The following is a 15,638-nucleotide window of genomic DNA, read 5'->3' as shown; positions in this document are numbered from 1 at the left end:
GTGTGGACGACGGTGGAGCTGAGGCCGGCGGGTGCGCGCGCACCGGCCCGGGAGCAGTGTCCCGTTTACTACAGGCGGAGGGAGAGTTCGACACCGTCTCCGAGCGGAAGCTGCTGGGAGAGATAGCCGTTGCCCGCGGTGCGGACGTGGTCGGTGAACTCGGCCGGCAGCATCGGCAGATTGTCGGAGACGATCAGGGTGCCGGCCCGCAGGGCGGGTTCGAGCACCTTGAGGACGGGGAGGTAGAGCTCCTTCCATCCGTCGAGCAGCAGCAGATCGATGCTTCCGGGGAGGTCGGCGAGCTGTTCGCGGGCGTCGCCGATCCTGATCTCGGTCCAGGCGTCGAGCCCCGCGCGCTTCAGATGGTCGTGTGCGCGGCCCGCCTTGCCGGGGTGCAGCTCGGAGCCGATGATGCGGCCGTCCCCGTTGTCGCGGAGTGCCGCCGCCGCATAGATCGTCGAGGCGCCGAAGGAGGTACCGAACTCCACCACGAGGGACGGGCGCATGCCCCGTACGAGCTGGTAGAGGAAGGTGCCGACCTGCGGGTGCACCGGCAGCGCGGCCTGGGCGCACAGCTCGGCGGCCTCCTGCGCGGTCGGCGGCTGCGGCCAGTCGGCCGTGGTGGCGTAGGCGCGTTCCATCACGGCCCGGTCGCTCTTCTCGGCCGTCCGGGCGATCTCGTTCAGGACGGCTGTCACGCGGGGGTCGTCGAGCCCGGCGGGTGCGGCGGTCATGCCTGTGCCCTTCCGTCCCGGGCGGCGGTCAGCAGCGCCGGTTCGAGGTAGCTCTGGGCGTTGTAGATGGTCCGGTCGGTGTCGAGGATCTCGCGCCGGCCGTGCATCACCCGGGTGTTGTCGATCAGCGCCACATCGCCGTCCTGCCAGTCGAGTTCCTCGGTCAGCTTGGCGGTCAGGCGGCGGAATTCGGCGAGCAGTTCCTCGGGGATCTCCGTGCCGTCGGCGAAGGTGATCCGCGGGGCTTCGTAGTTGTATGAGGGGCCGAAGACGCTGTTGGCCCAGGCGAGCCGGCTGCCGAAGAGGGTGCGGTGGGCGGCGCCGGTGCGGTAGGCGTAGTGGATCGAGCCGTCGTCGTTGAGCTGGAGGGTGGTGGACACATTGCCGCCCACCAGCGCCTTCATGTCGTCGAAGGTGACGCGGTCGGGGTCCTTACGGCCTTCGGACTGGTGGCAGACGAACGCCTTCCACTTGGGCTCCTCCACCCGGCGGCTGTACATGATGTCCTTGACGCCGAAGACCGCGTGGGCGTTGTCGCTGGCCGCGTCCCAGACGCGGTAGCCGTCGCAGACGGTGGTCTGCGAGCCGCCGGCCGCGGCCTTCTCGCACAGGAACCAGGTGAGGTCGGGGCCGAAGGGGCTGTTGCCGTTCTCCAGATGGAGGCCGATGGCTCCGGTGCCCGCGTCCACCTTCTGGGCGACCTCGCCGCCATGGAAGGTGCGCGCCGGATCGAGGGTGATCCGGCTGGAGTGCGCCTTCACGAACGAGGTGAACGCCTCCAGGTCGGTGTCGAAGCCCCGGAAGAGCAGAAAACCGGCGTCGGCGAGCAGCCCGGTGACCCAGGAGGGGTCCAGTGCACCGAGCGACCGGTCCCCGGTGGGCAGGACGAGCCGCCCGGTGGCACCGCCGTAGGGCCGGACGTCAGCGTTCGTGGTCATGCGTCTGCTCCTTGGTGGTCGAACAGCGTGCCGTTGGACAGGGCGGTGCGGAGGGCGGCCCGCATGGGCCGCCCGGTGACGGTGAAGAACCTGCGGTAGAGACGCTCGTCGGCGACGGTGAGGTGCGGTACGGCGACCTGCTCCACCTCCGACAGCTGCGCCGCGCCGAACTCCCGGACGGCCGCCTCGGCCGTGGCGAGGTCGGTGGACTCCTCCACGAGGAAGAGCCCGTGGAGCGCGTCGAGTCCGTCACCGAACACCGCGACCGCGCGGACGAAGGGCAGTTGGGCGTATTGCGCCTCGACCCACTCGGGTGCCACATTGCGGCCGGCCGCGGTGATGATGACGTTCTTCTTGCGTCCGGTGATGCTGATGAATCCGTCCTCGTCGATCCGGGCCAGGTCGCCCGTCCGTAGCCAGCCGTCGGCGTCGAAGAGCAGGCTGGAGGGATCGTCGCGGGTGTAGCCGGCGAACAACGAGGTGCTCCGGATGAGGAGTTCACCGTCGTCGGCGATCCGCACCCGGACGTGGGGCAGCGGCCGGCCGACGGTTCCGGGGCGGCGCGCCGCCGGGGTGTTCCAGCTGACCACGGAGCTGTTCTCGGACAGTCCGTACCCCTCGTGGACGGGGAGGCCGTGGTCCTCGAGACGGCGCAGCAGCTCGGGGTGGACGGGCGCCCCGCCGCAACAGAGCAGCGGCGCTTCGTCGCGGCCGAACAGGGCCTCGGCCACCGCCTGTCCGCTCTTCGCGGCCTCGTCCGCGGCGGTGGCGACGGCGTCGACCAGGGCGGGCGTGGCGACCAGCGCGGTCGGTCGGGCCGCGGCCACATACGGCAGCATGTCGGCGGCGGCCGCCGCTGCGGTGCCGACCAGGGCCCTGCCGGGCGGGGTCAGGACGAGCGTCCCGCCGTCGAGCAGGACCATGTACAGGCCGGTGACCTGCTCGATGAGCAGGCTGAACGGAACGACGGAGAGATAGCGGGCGAAGGCCCCGCGGGGCATCACCGACCGCAGTGAGCCCAGCAGTTCGTTCAGGGCCCCCGCCCGGATCCGTACCCCCTTGGGGCGGGAGGTCGTCCCGGAGGTGTGAATGACCTTGCATTCCCAGTCCGCGCCGCCGGCCCCGGCCCCGGCCGCGCGCAGCACCAGCGGCGCGGACGGCACGGGCCCGTCGGTGGACAGCGGCAGCACCGTGCAGTGCGGGGGCAGGACCCGGTCCCTCCCCCACTGGGTGAGGCGCTCCTGCCCGGCGGCGTCCACCACGCACAGATCGGTCTCCGCCAGCAGACCGGCGGCCTGCTCGGCGGAGAAGGCGAGCGGGACCGGGACCTCGATGGCGTGCGCGGCGAGCAGGGCGAGGTCGGCGACCACGAAGGCGGGGGTGTTGCCGCAGACCACGCCGACTCGTGGCGGCCGGCCGTTCCCGGGGCCGATCCGTTCGGCGAGGTCCGCGGCCCGGCGCGTCACTTCCCGGTAGGTGAGCGTGCGCGCCGGCGCACCGTCGTCCCCCAGCACCTCGATCAGCGGCCGCTCCGATTCGCCGAAGCCGACCAGGCTCTGTTCAATGCCCAGCATGGCCGGCCACCTCCATGGCGCTGATGCTCAGTTGGAGATCGGTGACGGAGTAGCGCCCGGTGGCGTCGGAGAAGAGCCGGTCCAGGGCGTTCAGGGCGATGACGCCGACCTGGGGTTCGTGGTCGTAGTACGAGCCCCAGCACGCCGCCTCCTCGGGAGACAGCCGGCGGGGGTCGGCGGGGCCGAACGGCTCGAAGCAGATGCCGGTCCGGCCCAGCGTCGTGATCAGGCTCCGGGTCACGGTGCACAGGATGTACTCCATGCCCAGGCACCAGGCGATGATCGGGGTGGCTCTGATCAGTTCGCGGCCGACCGAGGAGCGGCGGGTGGCCAGCGCCCCCACTTCCACCACCCGCCTGCGGTCCACCGTGACCCCGAGACGGGCCAGTGCGGCTTCCTCGACACCGGTGTCGAGGTAGCGCTCGGAGAACAGTTCCTGGTCGCTGCCGAAGGTGAGCCCCGCGCAGGCCAGTGGCGCCGCGGGTTCCTCCGTCCCGCCGCAGGCCGGGCGGGCGACGATGAATGAGTCGGGCCGGGGCGCCACATCGGCGCCGTATGCCTGGGCGTACACCTCACGAGCGAGGTCCGCGGCGTCCAGCCATGAGCTGGTGGACCGGTGTGCCAGATCGATCTGCACGGTGCTCCCCCTTCCCCGGCTGCCGGCTCTACTTGGTACCGACGACCAGGGAGACGGAAGAGGGCAGCGCGATCCGCTCGACGCCCGACAGACCTGCGTCGTTCAGCCAGCCGGAGATCTCCGGCAGGCTGTAGGTGCGGTCACCGGAGCAGGCGTACATCGCCAGGGAGAAGGCGGCGTTGTGCTCGTCGAGCTGCTCCCCGCGGACGTCTTCGAGGACCACGATCCGGCCGCCGGGCCGCAGCGCCTTGGCGGCCCGTGCGATCAGGTCCCGGTTCTCCTCGTCGGTGTGGTTGTGCACGATCTCGAAGAGGAAGACGACGTCGTAGCCGGTGCCGAGGTCGCCGCTCAGGAAGCTGCCGCTCTGCAGGGTGATCCGGTCGGCCAGGCCCGCCTTCTCGATCGCGGTTCCGGTGTCGGCGAGCGCCTCGGGCAGGTCGAGGATGGTCGCGGACAGCTCGGGGTGCCGCTCGCACATGGCCATGGAGTGCAGCCCGTGCGAACCTCCCAGGTCCAGCAGGCGCCGGGCCCCTTCGGGCACCGGTACGGCGTCGACGATGGACTGTACGGTCAGCCGGGACTTGATCCGCATGTAGGCGGAGAAGTCCCGCCCGGCCTCTGGCTTGTCGGCCCAGCGCTCCCAGAGGGACTGGGCGGGCTTGCCGTCGCGTACGGCCTGCGGCAGATCCCACATGACGTTGGTGAGTTCGTACGCCCACAGCAGCGCCGGGGTGAAGTCGTACTCGGCGTCCTTGCCCAGCCAGCGTTCGGCGAGCGGGCCGTTGCGGTACCGCCCGTCCTCCAGGGCGAGCCAGCCCAGGACGGCGGCGACATCGGCCACCGCGCGGGTGCCGTCCGTGCTCGCGCCGATCGACGTGGCGAGTTCGTCGAGGGTCTTGGGGCTCTTCTCCAGGGCCGTGAAGATGCCGAGCTTGGCGGCGGAGGTGAGCGCCGCGTAGCGGATGGTGGACCCGATCACCTCGTCGATCGGATTGCCGGCCAGCTCGGCGTCGGTGGTGGTCTTGAACATGGCTGATCTCCTCGGGATGGCAGGGGAGAGCCGCGCAGACGGTACGCGGCAGGGCATGTGGTGCTCGCGGTGGGCCCGCGGGCACGGGAAGTGGTGGGACCGCCGTTCGGGGACGCGCATCAGCCGGCCGGGGCCGGAGGAACGACTGCGCCCCGGGGCGGGCCGGCTCCGGCCGCGCCGGGAAGACGCAGCGGAGGGTGTTCCGCGCCGTGGTGCCTGGTGCCGTGGTGCCGTGATGCTTCACCCGGCGGGGCGGGCCCGTCGGGTGGTGTTCAGCTGCTGGTGTGTGCGCCGGTTCCGGGCGCCGGTGCCGCGTTCCGTGAGGCCACGGAGAAACCGGCCACCCGGGCGTCGCGGCACATGAGCCTCACGCCTCCGGTGCGGCCGGCAAGGCGGCAGGCAAGGAAGGGCCGGGGGAGGCCGGGTGGCAAGGACATGAGGGGGCCGCTGCGGCGGCAGTGTGGTGGCGGTGACGGTGCCCCGCACGCGGGGAGCGGCGGGCGCGGACCGGGGGCACCCGGGTCCGGCCGGACGGGCGTACGCGAGCCCGCGCCCGCTCCCGCGGCGCGTGGCCGATCGGCCGCCGCACGGACGTGCCGTCAGCAGCCTTGTCCCGCACGGCGGTTGCCGTGCCGTGCACCCCGTTGACCGGCCCGCCACCGCGGACCTCCATGGTGGAGATGTCCGCAGGGCGCACCGGCCTCTGACGGCTGTTCATCGGGCCCCCCTCCCGTCGCAGCTGCCTCCACAAGAACCGCGGATCGTCAGCCGGACACCTCGTCGAACTCGACGGCCGCGCGGCCGGCCCGGTGGATGTGGGCCGTCTCGGCGATCCGGCGGCCGAGCGCCTCGGCGGTGCGCAGGTCGCTGGCGCAGGGGATGACATCGGCCCCCTCGTCGTTGTTCGACTGGGACATGGCACCCAGCCAGCTGCCGAGCCGGTTGAGGTCCTCGGGGCTTCCGGTGGAGGTGTTCCAGCCGCCGTACTCCGCGAGGCCGACCCAGACCATGCCGTGCTGGGCGGCGAACAGCGCAATGTCGATCAGCGCGTTGAGCTTGTCACCGGCCATGTTGCCGCTGTTGGTGAAACCGCCGGCGATCTTGTTCTTCCAGCGCATGTTGTCGCCCCAGACCGCACTGGTGGCTTCGACGAAGGCACGGAAGACGGCGCTGCTGCCGCCCATGTAGGTCGGCGTGCCGAAGATCAGCGCATCGGACTCCTGCAGCACCTCCCACAGTTCGTCGTTCAGCTCGGCAAGGGAGACCAGGCGTACCTGGGTGTCGGGAACCTTCTCGGCGCCGGCCGCGACGGCCGCCGCCTGCTTTGCGGTGTGGCCGTATCCGCTGTGGTACGCCACCGCAACCTTGATCTGCATACTTCTCCCCCACCCGGGACGATCCAGTGTTTTAGCTTTCACTAAAGCTGTCCAGAAAGCTTTAGGTGCTGGTTACGCTATCCACCCACACACTTCCAAGGCAAGCGTCTCCGGCGAACACCCCGAAAAGAACCGGCAAACCGGCAAGTCGGGGCAGTTCGCACAGCCATCCCCGACTCCCAGGCGCCCGCCCGTCCGCCCACCAGGCCTCACGACCGCCGCGGCCGGCACCACGACACCTCGACGCGGGGAACGCGCCGGGCACCGCGGCGCCACTTCCCGGCAACCACCCTCCCCAGGACACCGGCCGACCGGAACCGCAAAAGCGACGTGGTGACGCTTCGTCAAATGCCTTTTCAGTCAATGGACTTTGCGAAGGAGCGGGAGGGTCGAGCCACCGGACGCGCCGCATCGGCGGCCCCGACGGGGCCGGACGAGCCGCCGTTCGAGGTCCAACCCCCCGTGTGACCCACCTCACATCACGAGGTGTCATACACCGAAGGGTCCGTATCCGTGTGCAGGGTGACGGGCCCGCAAGGGGCCCGGAACGACGGGGAAGGAAATCACATGCGAAACAGGCGCATTCTCACCACCGCACTCGCTGCCGCCACACTCACTGTCCTCGGACTGGGGGGCGCCGCTCAGGCCCATGCGGCCCCCGCCACCGCGGCCGCCGCGCCGGTGGCTCGGGCTCAGCACCACGTCACGCCGATGGACGGCCCGCCTGGAACCGTGTGGACCGGCAAGAAGTTCTGGACCCTCAGCGGATGCCAGGCCGCCGGCACCGACCTGGTCAGCAGCGGCAAGTGGGCCGATCCGTTCTGCGACGGCGGGGGTCTCCAGTGGGACCTCTGGGCCCGGCCGCTGTAAACCGCCGGCACCTCCCGGCAGCGCACACCTCCCGCCAGCACACCGGTGGTCACCGGGTGCGGCGCCCGGGAGGCGGGCCGCCCCCGTACGTCCCCGAACGTACGGGGGCGGCCGCTCTCGGCCCGGACGTCAGCCGTCCGGGCCCCGGAGGGCTCCCGCCGTCCGGCCGGTGAGCCGGCGCAGCAGGACGCGGAGGGTGTTGGCGTGCTCGTATCCGACCGTGCGGGCGACGGCCTCCAGCGTCAGATCGGTGGTCCGCAGCAGATGCGCCGCCTGCTCCACCCGGACGTCCTGCACGAAGCGCACCGGGGAGATGCCCAGGGTGCGCCGCACCGTGCGTTGCAGGGTCCGTTCGCTGACGCCCAGCTCGCGGGCGGCCGTACTGATGCTGATCGGCCCGGACAGCCGCCCGCGGACCCAGCCCTCGAAGGCCGACACCAGCGGGTCGCTCCGGGCGAGGGCGCCGGGGATGGTGTACGCCGACTGCGAGGGCCGTTCGTCGACCACCAGATAGCGGGCCACCAGGTCCGCCAGCGCGGGGCTGGTCATCCGGACGACGGCGAGTGCGAGGTCGACATGGCCGAAGGCGGCGCCGGCCGTCGTCACACCGTCCGAGGTGATCACCATGCGGGTCTGCTCGACCTCGACCGCGGGATAGCGGGTGCGGAAGACCGGGGCCAGCCACCAGCTCGTGGTGGCCCGCCGTCCGTCCAGGACCCCGGACTCCGCCAGCAGGAAGGTGCCGGTGCACGCCGAGGCGACGGGGGTGCCGCGCTCGCGTGCGGTCGCCACCAGACGCCGCAGCGGGGCGGACGCCGCACCCGAGACATGGGCGAGGAGGGACTCGGGGCGCCGCTCGGCGAGGGCGGGAACGACCAGCAGGTCCGCCGCTGCGGCCGCACTCACCGGGGCGGTCTGCACGAGGTGTCCGGCCGCGGTGCGCACCCGGCGGCGGAAGCCGTGCGTGGTGACCCGCCAGGCGGGCGGCGGCTGGGCCAGTTCCCCGCGCATCGCGTTGGCGCCGTCGAGTACGTCGAGGATCGCCGCGAGCCCGGAGTCGAAGACTCCGTCGTAGGCCAGCACCGCCACATCCATGTCGGAAACGCTATCAGAGGAGTCGTTTACGACACTGTCATGCGGCTGGTGCGCAGCCGTACGTTCGGTGGGTGTCCCGCTTGGGGCACCCACCGGTCCCAGGAGTCGGGGACACCGGGCGGCGCCCGGCCCACGGCCTGTGCCGCGGCCCGCCGGCGGTCCCGCTCCGCCGCACCCGCCGGGTGTGCGGCGGCACGAACGGAAGAGAACGAGAGATGACACGGTCCACGGACACCGGCGGGACGCGCTCGCGCACCCACCACTGGGCTTCCCCCACCTCCTTCGCGGACGTGGGCGGCCGTTCCGGTCTGGAACTGCTCCGGCTCAGCCTCGACGGCACGCTGCCCCCGGCCCCGATCTGCGGGACGCTCGGGTTCCGGCTGGTGGCCGCCGAGGAGGGCCGGGCCGTGTTCGAGGGGGAGCCCGGCGAGCATCTCCTCAATCCGATGGGCAGTGTGCACGGCGGCTTTCTCGCCACCCTGCTCGACTCCGCCCTCGGCAGTGCGGTCCTGACGACACTGCCGCCGGGACGCGCGTACACCACGGTCCAGCTCGGGGTGCATCTGGTGCGCCCCGTCTTCGCCCACGGCCCCCTGCTGCGCTGCGAGGGCAACGTCGTGCACGCGGGCCGTACGACCGCGACCGCCGAGGCCCGGGTGGTCGGGGCGGCCGACGGCAAGGTCTACGCCCATGCGACCACGACGTGCGCAGTGTTCGCACTGCCGGACGCGGCGAACGGCGCGAGGATGACGGTATGAAGCGCACGACGGTCGTCAACCTCAAGGGCCACCGCGACGATCCGGAGTACGCCGACGTGGTCTACGTCGGGCGGGCGATGCACCGGGGCGGCTGGCACCTCAACGCCTCACCGCTGGCCAGTCCCTTTCGTCCGGGCCCGGACGGAACGCGCGCGGAGGTCCTGGCGAAGTACCGCGACCATCTGCTGGCGCGCCCCGATCTGCTCGCTCTCCTGCCCGAGCTGCGCGGCCGCCGGCTGGGCTGCTGGTGCCTTCCTGAGCCCTGCCATGCCCAGGTGATCGCGGAGATCGCCGACTCGTTGGAGTGAGCCCGGCGGACGGCCGGCGGGCCGTGCCGTGGTGCTCCCCACGGCGCGGCTCCGGCTGTCTGTCTGTCTGTCTGTAGTAGCGGGCCATCAGTTCGCTCGCCCATTGCGGCTGCCGAAGCTCGCCGCGGGGGCCGAACTCGTGGAGGTAGGGCTTGATGTCGAGGACCGGGGTTGCGTCCACCGCGTCCAGGCCGAGGACGTGGAGGTCCACGCCGTCGGCCTTCACCAGCGTGCAGCGCGAGACGCCCAGCCGGTTGGGACGGTCCTTGCCGCGCTGCGCGAAGATGCCGACCAGCGGCCAGTCGGGGTTGCCACGCGGGTGCTCACCACCCGGCCGATGGGCCGCAGGGTGATCTCATCGAGCTGAGGGTGTGCGGTCCGGTCCATTCAGGCCTCCAAAGGGTCTGTGCGACAGATGCCCGGTCTGCCCCGGCGACGCCGGACGGATCAGGTGAATCCCACCGCTGGTGTGGCCTGTTGGGGGCCAGCGGCAACGGCGGGGATGTGCGCGAGGGCGGCGCTCGACACGCGGTACCGGCCGTTCGGGACCTCGGCGGTGGTGACGTGGACCGTCAGCGGGCCCGCCCATTCGTAGTCGCGCTCGATGGCGTGCCGGGCCAGCACATCGGTCAGCTGCTGCCCCACCTCTCCGCCGCCTGCGACGAGTTCGTCATGTACTTCCTGCGCGAGTTCAACGGTGTAGTCGTTGGGTACCAGAACTCGATGCCGGCTGCACACGACGGCGTGCTCATCGCACTCCTGCCGCAGGTCATCGAGCAACTGGACCGGGTCGGTGTGGAAGATCTTGGCCAGCAGCGCGCTCTCGCAGTCCTCCACCGCACGTTCCAAACGCCTCAGCATTCCCATGACGGTCGCCTGCCCGACGGACGCCATGGACATGCAAGGATGCCGGTCCGCGATCACGTCGGGCCCGGGGGCGGGGGCGGGGGCGGGAACGGTCGGCGGTCACAGCCGGCGGGACCGGAAACGCCTTGGTCTCCGTGAGGCGGGCAGCCACAATGGACGTGTGCCGATCATGACATTCCCGGAAGCCGCTGTCCCGCCCGCCCTGCACCAACAGGTGTCGGCGCTCAGGGACGAGGCCTGGCCCCCGGATTCCGCGTCGGCGCCCGGCACGTTCGCCCACGACCCGGCACTGCGGCCGGTGTCGATGCTGCTCGTCGAGGGATCCTCGGTGCTCGCCGCGCTCGACATCCTCCGCAAGGAACTCGTCCACGACGGACAGCGGTTCCGGGCCGCGGGGCTGAGCACGGTGGTGACCCGACGGGCCGCCCGCGGCCAGGGTCATGGCCACCGCCTGGTGACGGCCGCCCGCACGGAGATGGCCGCCATGGATCTGGACGTCGGCCTGTTCACCTGCGACCGACCGCTGCTGTCCTTCTACGAGCGCGCGGGCTGGCAGCGGCTCCCCGGTGCGGTGCTGATCGGCGGTACGCCGCCGGACCCGTTCCCCAGCGACCGGCCCGGCTTCGACAAGGTCACCCTGGGCGGCTTCTTCTCGCCCCTCGCCCGGCGGCACCGCTCCTCTTTCCCGCACTCCCGTATCGAGGTGTATCCGGGCGAGATCGACAGACTCTGGTGAGGACGGTCCGCCCGGCGGCGGAACATAGCGTTCAAACGGCCGGAAATCTGGCTGAGTAACGCATGAGCGGACTCTCATGGGGCACGGCCGCCCCCACGACGTTGCTGCGGAGGATTCATGGTCTGTCCCGGGGAGTTCCGCGAGGCGGCCGGCGACCTGCCCGGCACCCGCCCGCAGCATCCGCGGACTCCCCGGCCCGCCCGGCGGCCCGGCTGCCCCTTCTGTCTGATCGTGGGCGGCCAGGCACCGGCCACGCTGTTGCGCGAGTGGCCGGAGACCATCGCCATCCGACCGCACCACGGAGGGGTCACCGCCGGACATGCGCTGGTCATCCCCCGGGTGCATGTCGCCGATGTCGCGGAGGACCCGGTGGTCTCCGCGACCACCATGCTGCGCGCCGCCGAACTCGCGGCGGAGGCCGGCGACTGCAACGTGATCACCTCGCGCGGCACCTCGGCCACCCAGACCGTCCGCCATCTCCATCTCCACCTCGTCCCGCGCACCGACGGCGACGGCCTGCTGCTGCCGTGGACCGCCGCTCCTGCCCGGAGATGACCGCGGCACGAGCCCGTACCGGACAGGCCCGCCCGGTACGGGCCTGAGCGCGGCGGTCAGGCGAGGAAGACGACCGTCATGGTGTCGATGGCGACCAGGACTCCGTAGGAGAGCAGCATCGTCCTGGACAGTGCGACCTCGCGCCAGGACACGGGGCCGCCGTACTGCTCGGCGTCCATGGTGAAGGGCGGCACCTGCGCACTCCGGTCGGCGACCTTCTCGTAGAGGGTGCGGAACCGCCGTTCCTGGCGGAGGTAGTAGCTGTCGAGCAGCCAGAAGCCCGCCGCCAGCCCCACGGCGACCGCGGCCGTCCGCCAGCTCGGTCCGCGGGTCGCGACCGCGACGAAGGCACCGCTGACGGTCATCGCCCAGCTCTTGACCAGGAAGGAGGTGTTGGCGTGCCGGGCGATCACCGCCTGCAGGAATTCCAGGTGCTTCACTTCATCGGGCCGGAAGGCCGGCTGCGCGGTCATGGCGCCGTGACCTCTTCCTCGGGCGGCCGGCCGTCCACCGCGTCGCTGCCGCGCGGTGCGTCGCCACGTGTCTGCGTCTCACCGTGCCCCTGCTCCCCGCCGGCCCGCCCCGTCGCGTCCCGGAACTGGGTGCCGATGTCGTCGGCAATGGCGGTGAGGCGGTCTTCGAGCGCCTCGGGGGCGTAGCGGATGAGCAACGCGACGGCCTGGTCGAGGAGTTCGAGGCGGGCCCGGGGCGGGGTGGGGTGCGCAGGCCCACGCTCCCCGCCGGACGGGCGGTCGCCGGATCCGTTGCGCACGGACCGCGGGTAGGGCCAGGCGGGTGTGGTCAGCGGCAGGTCGAAGCTGCCGGCCACGCCGGTGCGGGCACGTTCCTCGACGATGCGGATGCATGCCTCGTCGAGCGTACGGCGGGCATCGGTGGCCGCGGCCTCGACGGCGGACCGCAGCCGCCACCAGGTCTCGGTGTGCCCCACCAGGCTGCGCCGCGCCTCCGCCACCAGCGCCCGGCCGCGCTTCTCCGCGGAGGCGACGGACCGCTGGGCCTCCCGGTCGCTGTCGGCACAGGGGTTGTGGGCGAGGACCTTGACCACGATCGCGGCGGTGCTGAGCACCAGGGTGAGGATGAGGACGGCGTTCTGGTCCGGCGCCAGGTCCACGTGCTCGCGTACCGCGTCGGCCGCGCGCATCCGCGCCCAGATCCCGACCATCGACAGGATCGCCGCGGTGAAGAGCACCGGCCCGGCCGCGTTCGGCCAGGGCAGTTCGCCGGGCGTGCGCCGCTCCGTACGCGGGCTCGTGGGCCATATCGTCTCGCGCAGCGCCGCGACCGGCCCCCGGCGCGTCCGCTCCGGCGTCCGGGCGGTCCGGGTCCGCCGTCGGAAGAGGGACTCGGCGAGCAGGCTGCCGGCGGCCAGCAGACACACGGCGATCCCGAATCCCGGCAAGTACGCCAGGTAGTAGGAGACCTGTCCGGATGCCAGCCCGAAGAACCGCTGCATCAGGGTCCCGATGAACATCGTGTCGAACGCCACCCCGGCGATCAGCGTGGGCCACAGCAGCCGCCGCCAGAGCACCGGTGGACAGCGGAGGCTTTCGGGCCCGTCGTCGGCGTGGCGGGCGTGCAGTTCCCCGATGCGTTCCTGGGCCCGCCGGGACGAGCCGGCGGTGGCGAACCGCCCGGCCGCTTCGATGGTGGTCCGGGTCTCCTGGAAGGTGCGGGCGAGGGCCGTTGCCGCGTGGCCGAGGCCCGGTTGTGCGGCGGTCAGTGCGCTGTTGGCGTCGGTGAAGGCGCGCATCAGGGCGGCCTGTTCCCGGTTGTCGGTCTGGTCCGCCGCTCTGGAGGCCGGCCGCTGCGTGATGTCCGGTCCGACGAAGGCGGGTTCACTGCCGGGGCAGTCCACAGCCGACTGGTAGCGGGCGGCAGGCCCGGTGCGGTGCTTTCCATTGGTGGTGTTCATCGCGGGGCGCCGCCCTCACTTTCTGATGATGTCGATGTCGACGCGCCGGTCGCACTGGAGCCGTTCCTCGGCGGACATCCCGCTCCCCGCAGCACGCTGCGGTGTGGCGCACCCCTTCGGCAGGCCCCGGCCGTGGGCCGTCACCCGCGTCAGCCCGAGTCCGGTCAGCACCCTCTTCACCGCGTCAGCCCGGTCCTGTGACAGCTGATGGTTGTTGCCCGGGCGGCCGCGCGGGTCGACGTAGCCGTAGACGGCGACCCGGCTGCCGGCGGTGGTGCGGGCGCTCACCGCGACGTCGCCGAGCAGCGGCAGGGCCGATCGCCGTACGGTCGAGGAGTTGGTGTCGAAGAGCGCCGCGCCCGGCAGTTGGTAGGTCTCGGGGCGGTCGTCGGCGTAGCGGATCACCGGGTCCTGGGGCGGCTTCTTCCGCGGCCGCGGATGGTCCGCGGTGCCGATGACCGTCGGTGTGACGGTGCAGGACGTGCCGGAGGCCGCCTTGCCGGCGCCGCAGAGCTTGCGCCACAGGCTGCTCAGCCAGGTGCGCTGGGCCGGCGTCGGAGCGGGCTGGTCGGTGGCCGGCTGGCCCACGCCGGCCAGGGTGAGGTGCACGCCCTTGAGGGCCGGTATCTCGTCCCGGGCGGCGCAGACGCGGGCGATGGCGTCGATCTCCCTCTTGTCCCGGAAGGCGGCCGCCCGCAGATCGGCGCAGCCCGCGGTGGAGAGACCGTCGGTCAGTACCAGCAGACTGTGCCGGCCGGCCGCGGAGTCCAGTGCGGCGGCTCCCGCCGTGAGGGCCGCGAGCACATTGCTGCCGCTGCCGTGCGGCGCGGCGCCCTGGGCCTTCGCGACGAAGCCACTGAGGCATTCGGCCGCCTGCTGCTTCCGCGTCTTCTGGTTGATGGCGTTGTCGTTGTCGGTGACCCAGTCGGCGGAGCGGTCCTTGACGGTCCAGGCGATCTGCGCGGAGTCGCCGCTGAAGGTGCCCACCGAGACGGTGTCCTTGCGCTGGACCACCGCCGCCAGCAGCCGACCGACGCTGCCGGCGTAGTCGCGCCCGGCGGCGGTGCCGCGTACGGAGGCGGAGCCGTCGACGAGGATCACCGTATGGCCGGCGTCGGCGCCCAGGGGTTCCGTCATCCAGCCGCAGGCGTCCGCAGGTGCCGCGGCGCCGCCGCAGGCGCTGGTCAGACCGGCCGTCAGCACGACCGCCAGGGCGCCGGCCAGCAGGGGCGCTCCCCCGCGGCGCCCGAGTGGCCGGCGGTGCCCGGAGGTGCGGACCGCCGCGGTGCCGGTGGTGTTCACGGTGCCGGCTCCTCGACCTCGGTCACGGTGTCCACCCAGGAGAAGGGGCTGAGTCCCATCTGTCGGCAGAACTCGCTGAGCGCCTTGTCGTACGCATTGGCGTACTCGAAGAGGCCCACCTGCTCGTGGTGCTTGGCCGCGGCGGTGAGGACCTCGGCGAGCGCCTCGGCCCCGTTGCGGCGGGTGTTCTTGAGCGCCTGCATGACCTGGCGGAAGTCGTCGTCGGCGAGCGCCGCCGCGAAGGGCACCAGCAGCCGCCGCTCGGCCGGTCCCAGAGGGCCGAGGAGTTCGAGCTCGCTCATCACCAGCAGCCAGCGTTCGGTGAGCGTCTGCACCTGGTCCGCCTTGAGTTCGCCGAGGCGGTGCTCCTCCTTCAGCCGTATCTCGGCGAGGTGGAAGGGCAGGACGTGTTCGCGCAGGGCCGGGTCGATCCGCATCCGCACCGACGGCCGGCAACGGATCAGGCCCTTCTCGTCCCGGTAGCACCAGCCGCTGCGCAGCTCCTTGTTGACGGCCTTCTCCGCGGCCACCGGGTCGGCGGGGTCGCAGGTCCGGGCGAGGGACCAGGCACGTCGCAGCAGTTTGCCGCGGGCCGCCTCCTCGTGGACCGCCGCGCGCTCGCGCAGCACGTCCAGCGTCATCTCCCGGCTGCTCCAGCGGAAGTGCGGGACGACCTCGAAGGTGAACACATCGCCGCGGGCGGCCACCCACAGTGCCTCTTCGGCCGGCGACAGCTCCACCCCCACCTCGGCCTGGGCCGCCTGGCCGCCCGTCGTGGTGGTGCCGGTGTCCTCCGGGTCGGCGGCGGCCTGCGGACCGTGGTCGATGCGGGCACCGTCCCTTCCGGTGACCCGGCGCCACCAGTCGCGCAGTCTGGTGCGCAGTCGCTTGCGTTCCGTCATGGTCCATCTCCTCTTCGTACGGG

Annotated in this window: 17 protein-coding genes and 1 pseudogene; 5 read left to right on the top strand and 13 right to left on the bottom strand. The window is 72.1% G+C overall.

The genetic code is table 11. The features are described 5' to 3' along the window. Positions 1 to 68 precede the first annotated feature (68 nt). The 6 genes from OIU81_RS35375 to OIU81_RS35350 form a co-directional block, all read right to left on the bottom strand. Positions 69 to 734: an O-methyltransferase gene (locus OIU81_RS35375; RefSeq protein WP_329154405.1), complete on the bottom strand. Its 666-nt coding sequence runs from the start codon at positions 732 to 734 to the stop codon at positions 69 to 71. Then, positions 731 to 1,672: a TauD/TfdA family dioxygenase gene (locus OIU81_RS35370; RefSeq protein WP_329154403.1), complete on the bottom strand. Its 942-nt coding sequence runs from the start codon at positions 1,670 to 1,672 to the stop codon at positions 731 to 733. The genes OIU81_RS35375 and OIU81_RS35370 overlap by 4 nt, the downstream gene beginning before the upstream one ends. Beyond that, complete coding sequence (locus OIU81_RS35365; protein ID WP_329154401.1) at positions 1,669 to 3,246, bottom strand: AMP-binding protein; 1,578 nt, start codon at positions 3,244 to 3,246, stop codon at positions 1,669 to 1,671. The genes OIU81_RS35370 and OIU81_RS35365 overlap by 4 nt, the downstream gene beginning before the upstream one ends. Then, on the bottom strand, positions 3,233 to 3,883 hold the full coding sequence (locus OIU81_RS35360) for a thermostable hemolysin (RefSeq protein ID WP_329154399.1): 651 nt from the start codon (positions 3,881 to 3,883) through the stop codon (positions 3,233 to 3,235). The genes OIU81_RS35365 and OIU81_RS35360 overlap by 14 nt, the downstream gene beginning before the upstream one ends. Positions 3,884 to 3,911: 28 nt before the next feature. Further along, a complete protein-coding gene (locus tag OIU81_RS35355; RefSeq protein WP_329154398.1) occupies positions 3,912 to 4,913 on the bottom strand; it encodes a methyltransferase in 1,002 nt (333 codons plus the stop codon). A gap of 764 nt (positions 4,914 to 5,677) precedes the next feature. Next, on the bottom strand, positions 5,678 to 6,289 hold the full coding sequence (locus tag OIU81_RS35350) for a flavodoxin family protein (protein ID WP_329154396.1): 612 nt from the start codon (positions 6,287 to 6,289) through the stop codon (positions 5,678 to 5,680). 567 nt (positions 6,290 to 6,856) lie between these two features. Here OIU81_RS35350 and OIU81_RS35345 point away from each other — a divergent pair. Continuing rightward, entirely contained in the window at positions 6,857 to 7,159 is a 303-nt protein-coding gene (locus OIU81_RS35345; RefSeq protein WP_329154395.1) for a hypothetical protein, read from the top strand. A gap of 129 nt (positions 7,160 to 7,288) precedes the next feature. On the opposite strand, the gene OIU81_RS35340 is transcribed toward OIU81_RS35345, so the two are convergent. After that, the gene (locus OIU81_RS35340; RefSeq protein WP_329154393.1) at positions 7,289 to 8,254 is read right to left on the bottom strand and encodes a GlxA family transcriptional regulator; all 966 of its coding nucleotides are present in this window, start codon (positions 8,252 to 8,254) and stop codon (positions 7,289 to 7,291) included. A 215-nt stretch (positions 8,255 to 8,469) separates the two neighbouring features. Here OIU81_RS35340 and OIU81_RS35335 point away from each other — a divergent pair, with 215 nt between their 5' ends. Continuing rightward, complete coding sequence (locus OIU81_RS35335; RefSeq protein ID WP_329154392.1) at positions 8,470 to 9,012, top strand: PaaI family thioesterase; 543 nt, start codon at positions 8,470 to 8,472, stop codon at positions 9,010 to 9,012. Then, a complete protein-coding gene (locus OIU81_RS35330; protein WP_329154391.1) occupies positions 9,009 to 9,320 on the top strand; it encodes a DUF4326 domain-containing protein in 312 nt (103 codons plus the stop codon). The genes OIU81_RS35335 and OIU81_RS35330 overlap by 4 nt, the downstream gene beginning before the upstream one ends. 73 nt (positions 9,321 to 9,393) lie before the next feature. On the opposite strand, the pseudogene OIU81_RS35325 reads toward OIU81_RS35330, so the two are convergent. Both OIU81_RS35325 and OIU81_RS35320 read right to left on the bottom strand, forming a co-directional pair. Continuing rightward, a pseudogene (locus OIU81_RS35325) lies at positions 9,394 to 9,651 on the bottom strand (TrmO family methyltransferase domain-containing protein); the annotation flags it as partial. 116 nt (positions 9,652 to 9,767) lie between these two features. Continuing rightward, positions 9,768 to 10,187 (bottom strand): DUF3662 domain-containing protein, encoded by a 420-nt coding sequence (locus tag OIU81_RS35320; RefSeq protein WP_329155586.1) that lies wholly within the window; start codon positions 10,185 to 10,187, stop codon positions 9,768 to 9,770. A gap of 169 nt (positions 10,188 to 10,356) precedes the next feature. Between OIU81_RS35320 and OIU81_RS35315 the strand changes: the two genes are divergently transcribed. Together OIU81_RS35315 and OIU81_RS35310 are read left to right on the top strand one after the other, a co-directional pair. Next, a complete protein-coding gene (locus OIU81_RS35315; protein WP_329155584.1) occupies positions 10,357 to 10,923 on the top strand; it encodes a GNAT family N-acetyltransferase in 567 nt (188 codons plus the stop codon). A gap of 117 nt (positions 10,924 to 11,040) precedes the next feature. Continuing rightward, the gene (locus OIU81_RS35310) at positions 11,041 to 11,478 is read left to right on the top strand and encodes an HIT family protein (protein ID WP_329154390.1); all 438 of its coding nucleotides are present in this window, start codon (positions 11,041 to 11,043) and stop codon (positions 11,476 to 11,478) included. A 56-nt stretch (positions 11,479 to 11,534) separates the two neighbouring features. Here OIU81_RS35310 and OIU81_RS35305 read toward each other — a convergent pair whose 3' ends face one another. From OIU81_RS35305 to OIU81_RS35290, 4 genes are read right to left on the bottom strand one after another with little or no spacing between them, the layout of a single operon-like run. Beyond that, complete coding sequence (locus OIU81_RS35305) at positions 11,535 to 11,951, bottom strand: hypothetical protein (protein ID WP_329154388.1); 417 nt, start codon at positions 11,949 to 11,951, stop codon at positions 11,535 to 11,537. After that, the gene (locus OIU81_RS35300) at positions 11,948 to 13,411 is read right to left on the bottom strand and encodes a hypothetical protein (protein ID WP_329154387.1); all 1,464 of its coding nucleotides are present in this window, start codon (positions 13,409 to 13,411) and stop codon (positions 11,948 to 11,950) included. Before OIU81_RS35300 ends, OIU81_RS35305 begins: the two co-directional genes overlap by 4 nt. Positions 13,412 to 13,426: 15 nt before the next feature. Then, positions 13,427 to 14,713 carry an OmpA family protein gene (locus OIU81_RS35295; RefSeq protein WP_329154384.1) on the bottom strand — a complete coding sequence of 429 codons (1,287 nt, stop codon included), beginning with the start codon at positions 14,711 to 14,713 and terminating at the stop codon, positions 13,427 to 13,429. Continuing rightward, entirely contained in the window at positions 14,710 to 15,615 is a 906-nt protein-coding gene (locus OIU81_RS35290) for a hypothetical protein (RefSeq protein ID WP_329154383.1), read from the bottom strand. Before OIU81_RS35290 ends, OIU81_RS35295 begins: the two co-directional genes overlap by 4 nt. Between the last annotated feature and the right edge of the window lie 23 nt (positions 15,616 to 15,638).

The organism is Streptomyces sp. NBC_01454, from assembly GCF_036227565.1.
Lineage (GTDB): Bacteria > Actinomycetota > Actinomycetes > Streptomycetales > Streptomycetaceae > Streptomyces.
The sequence above is the reverse complement of the archived record's forward strand: the minus strand, read 5'-3'. Positions and strand labels throughout refer to the sequence as shown.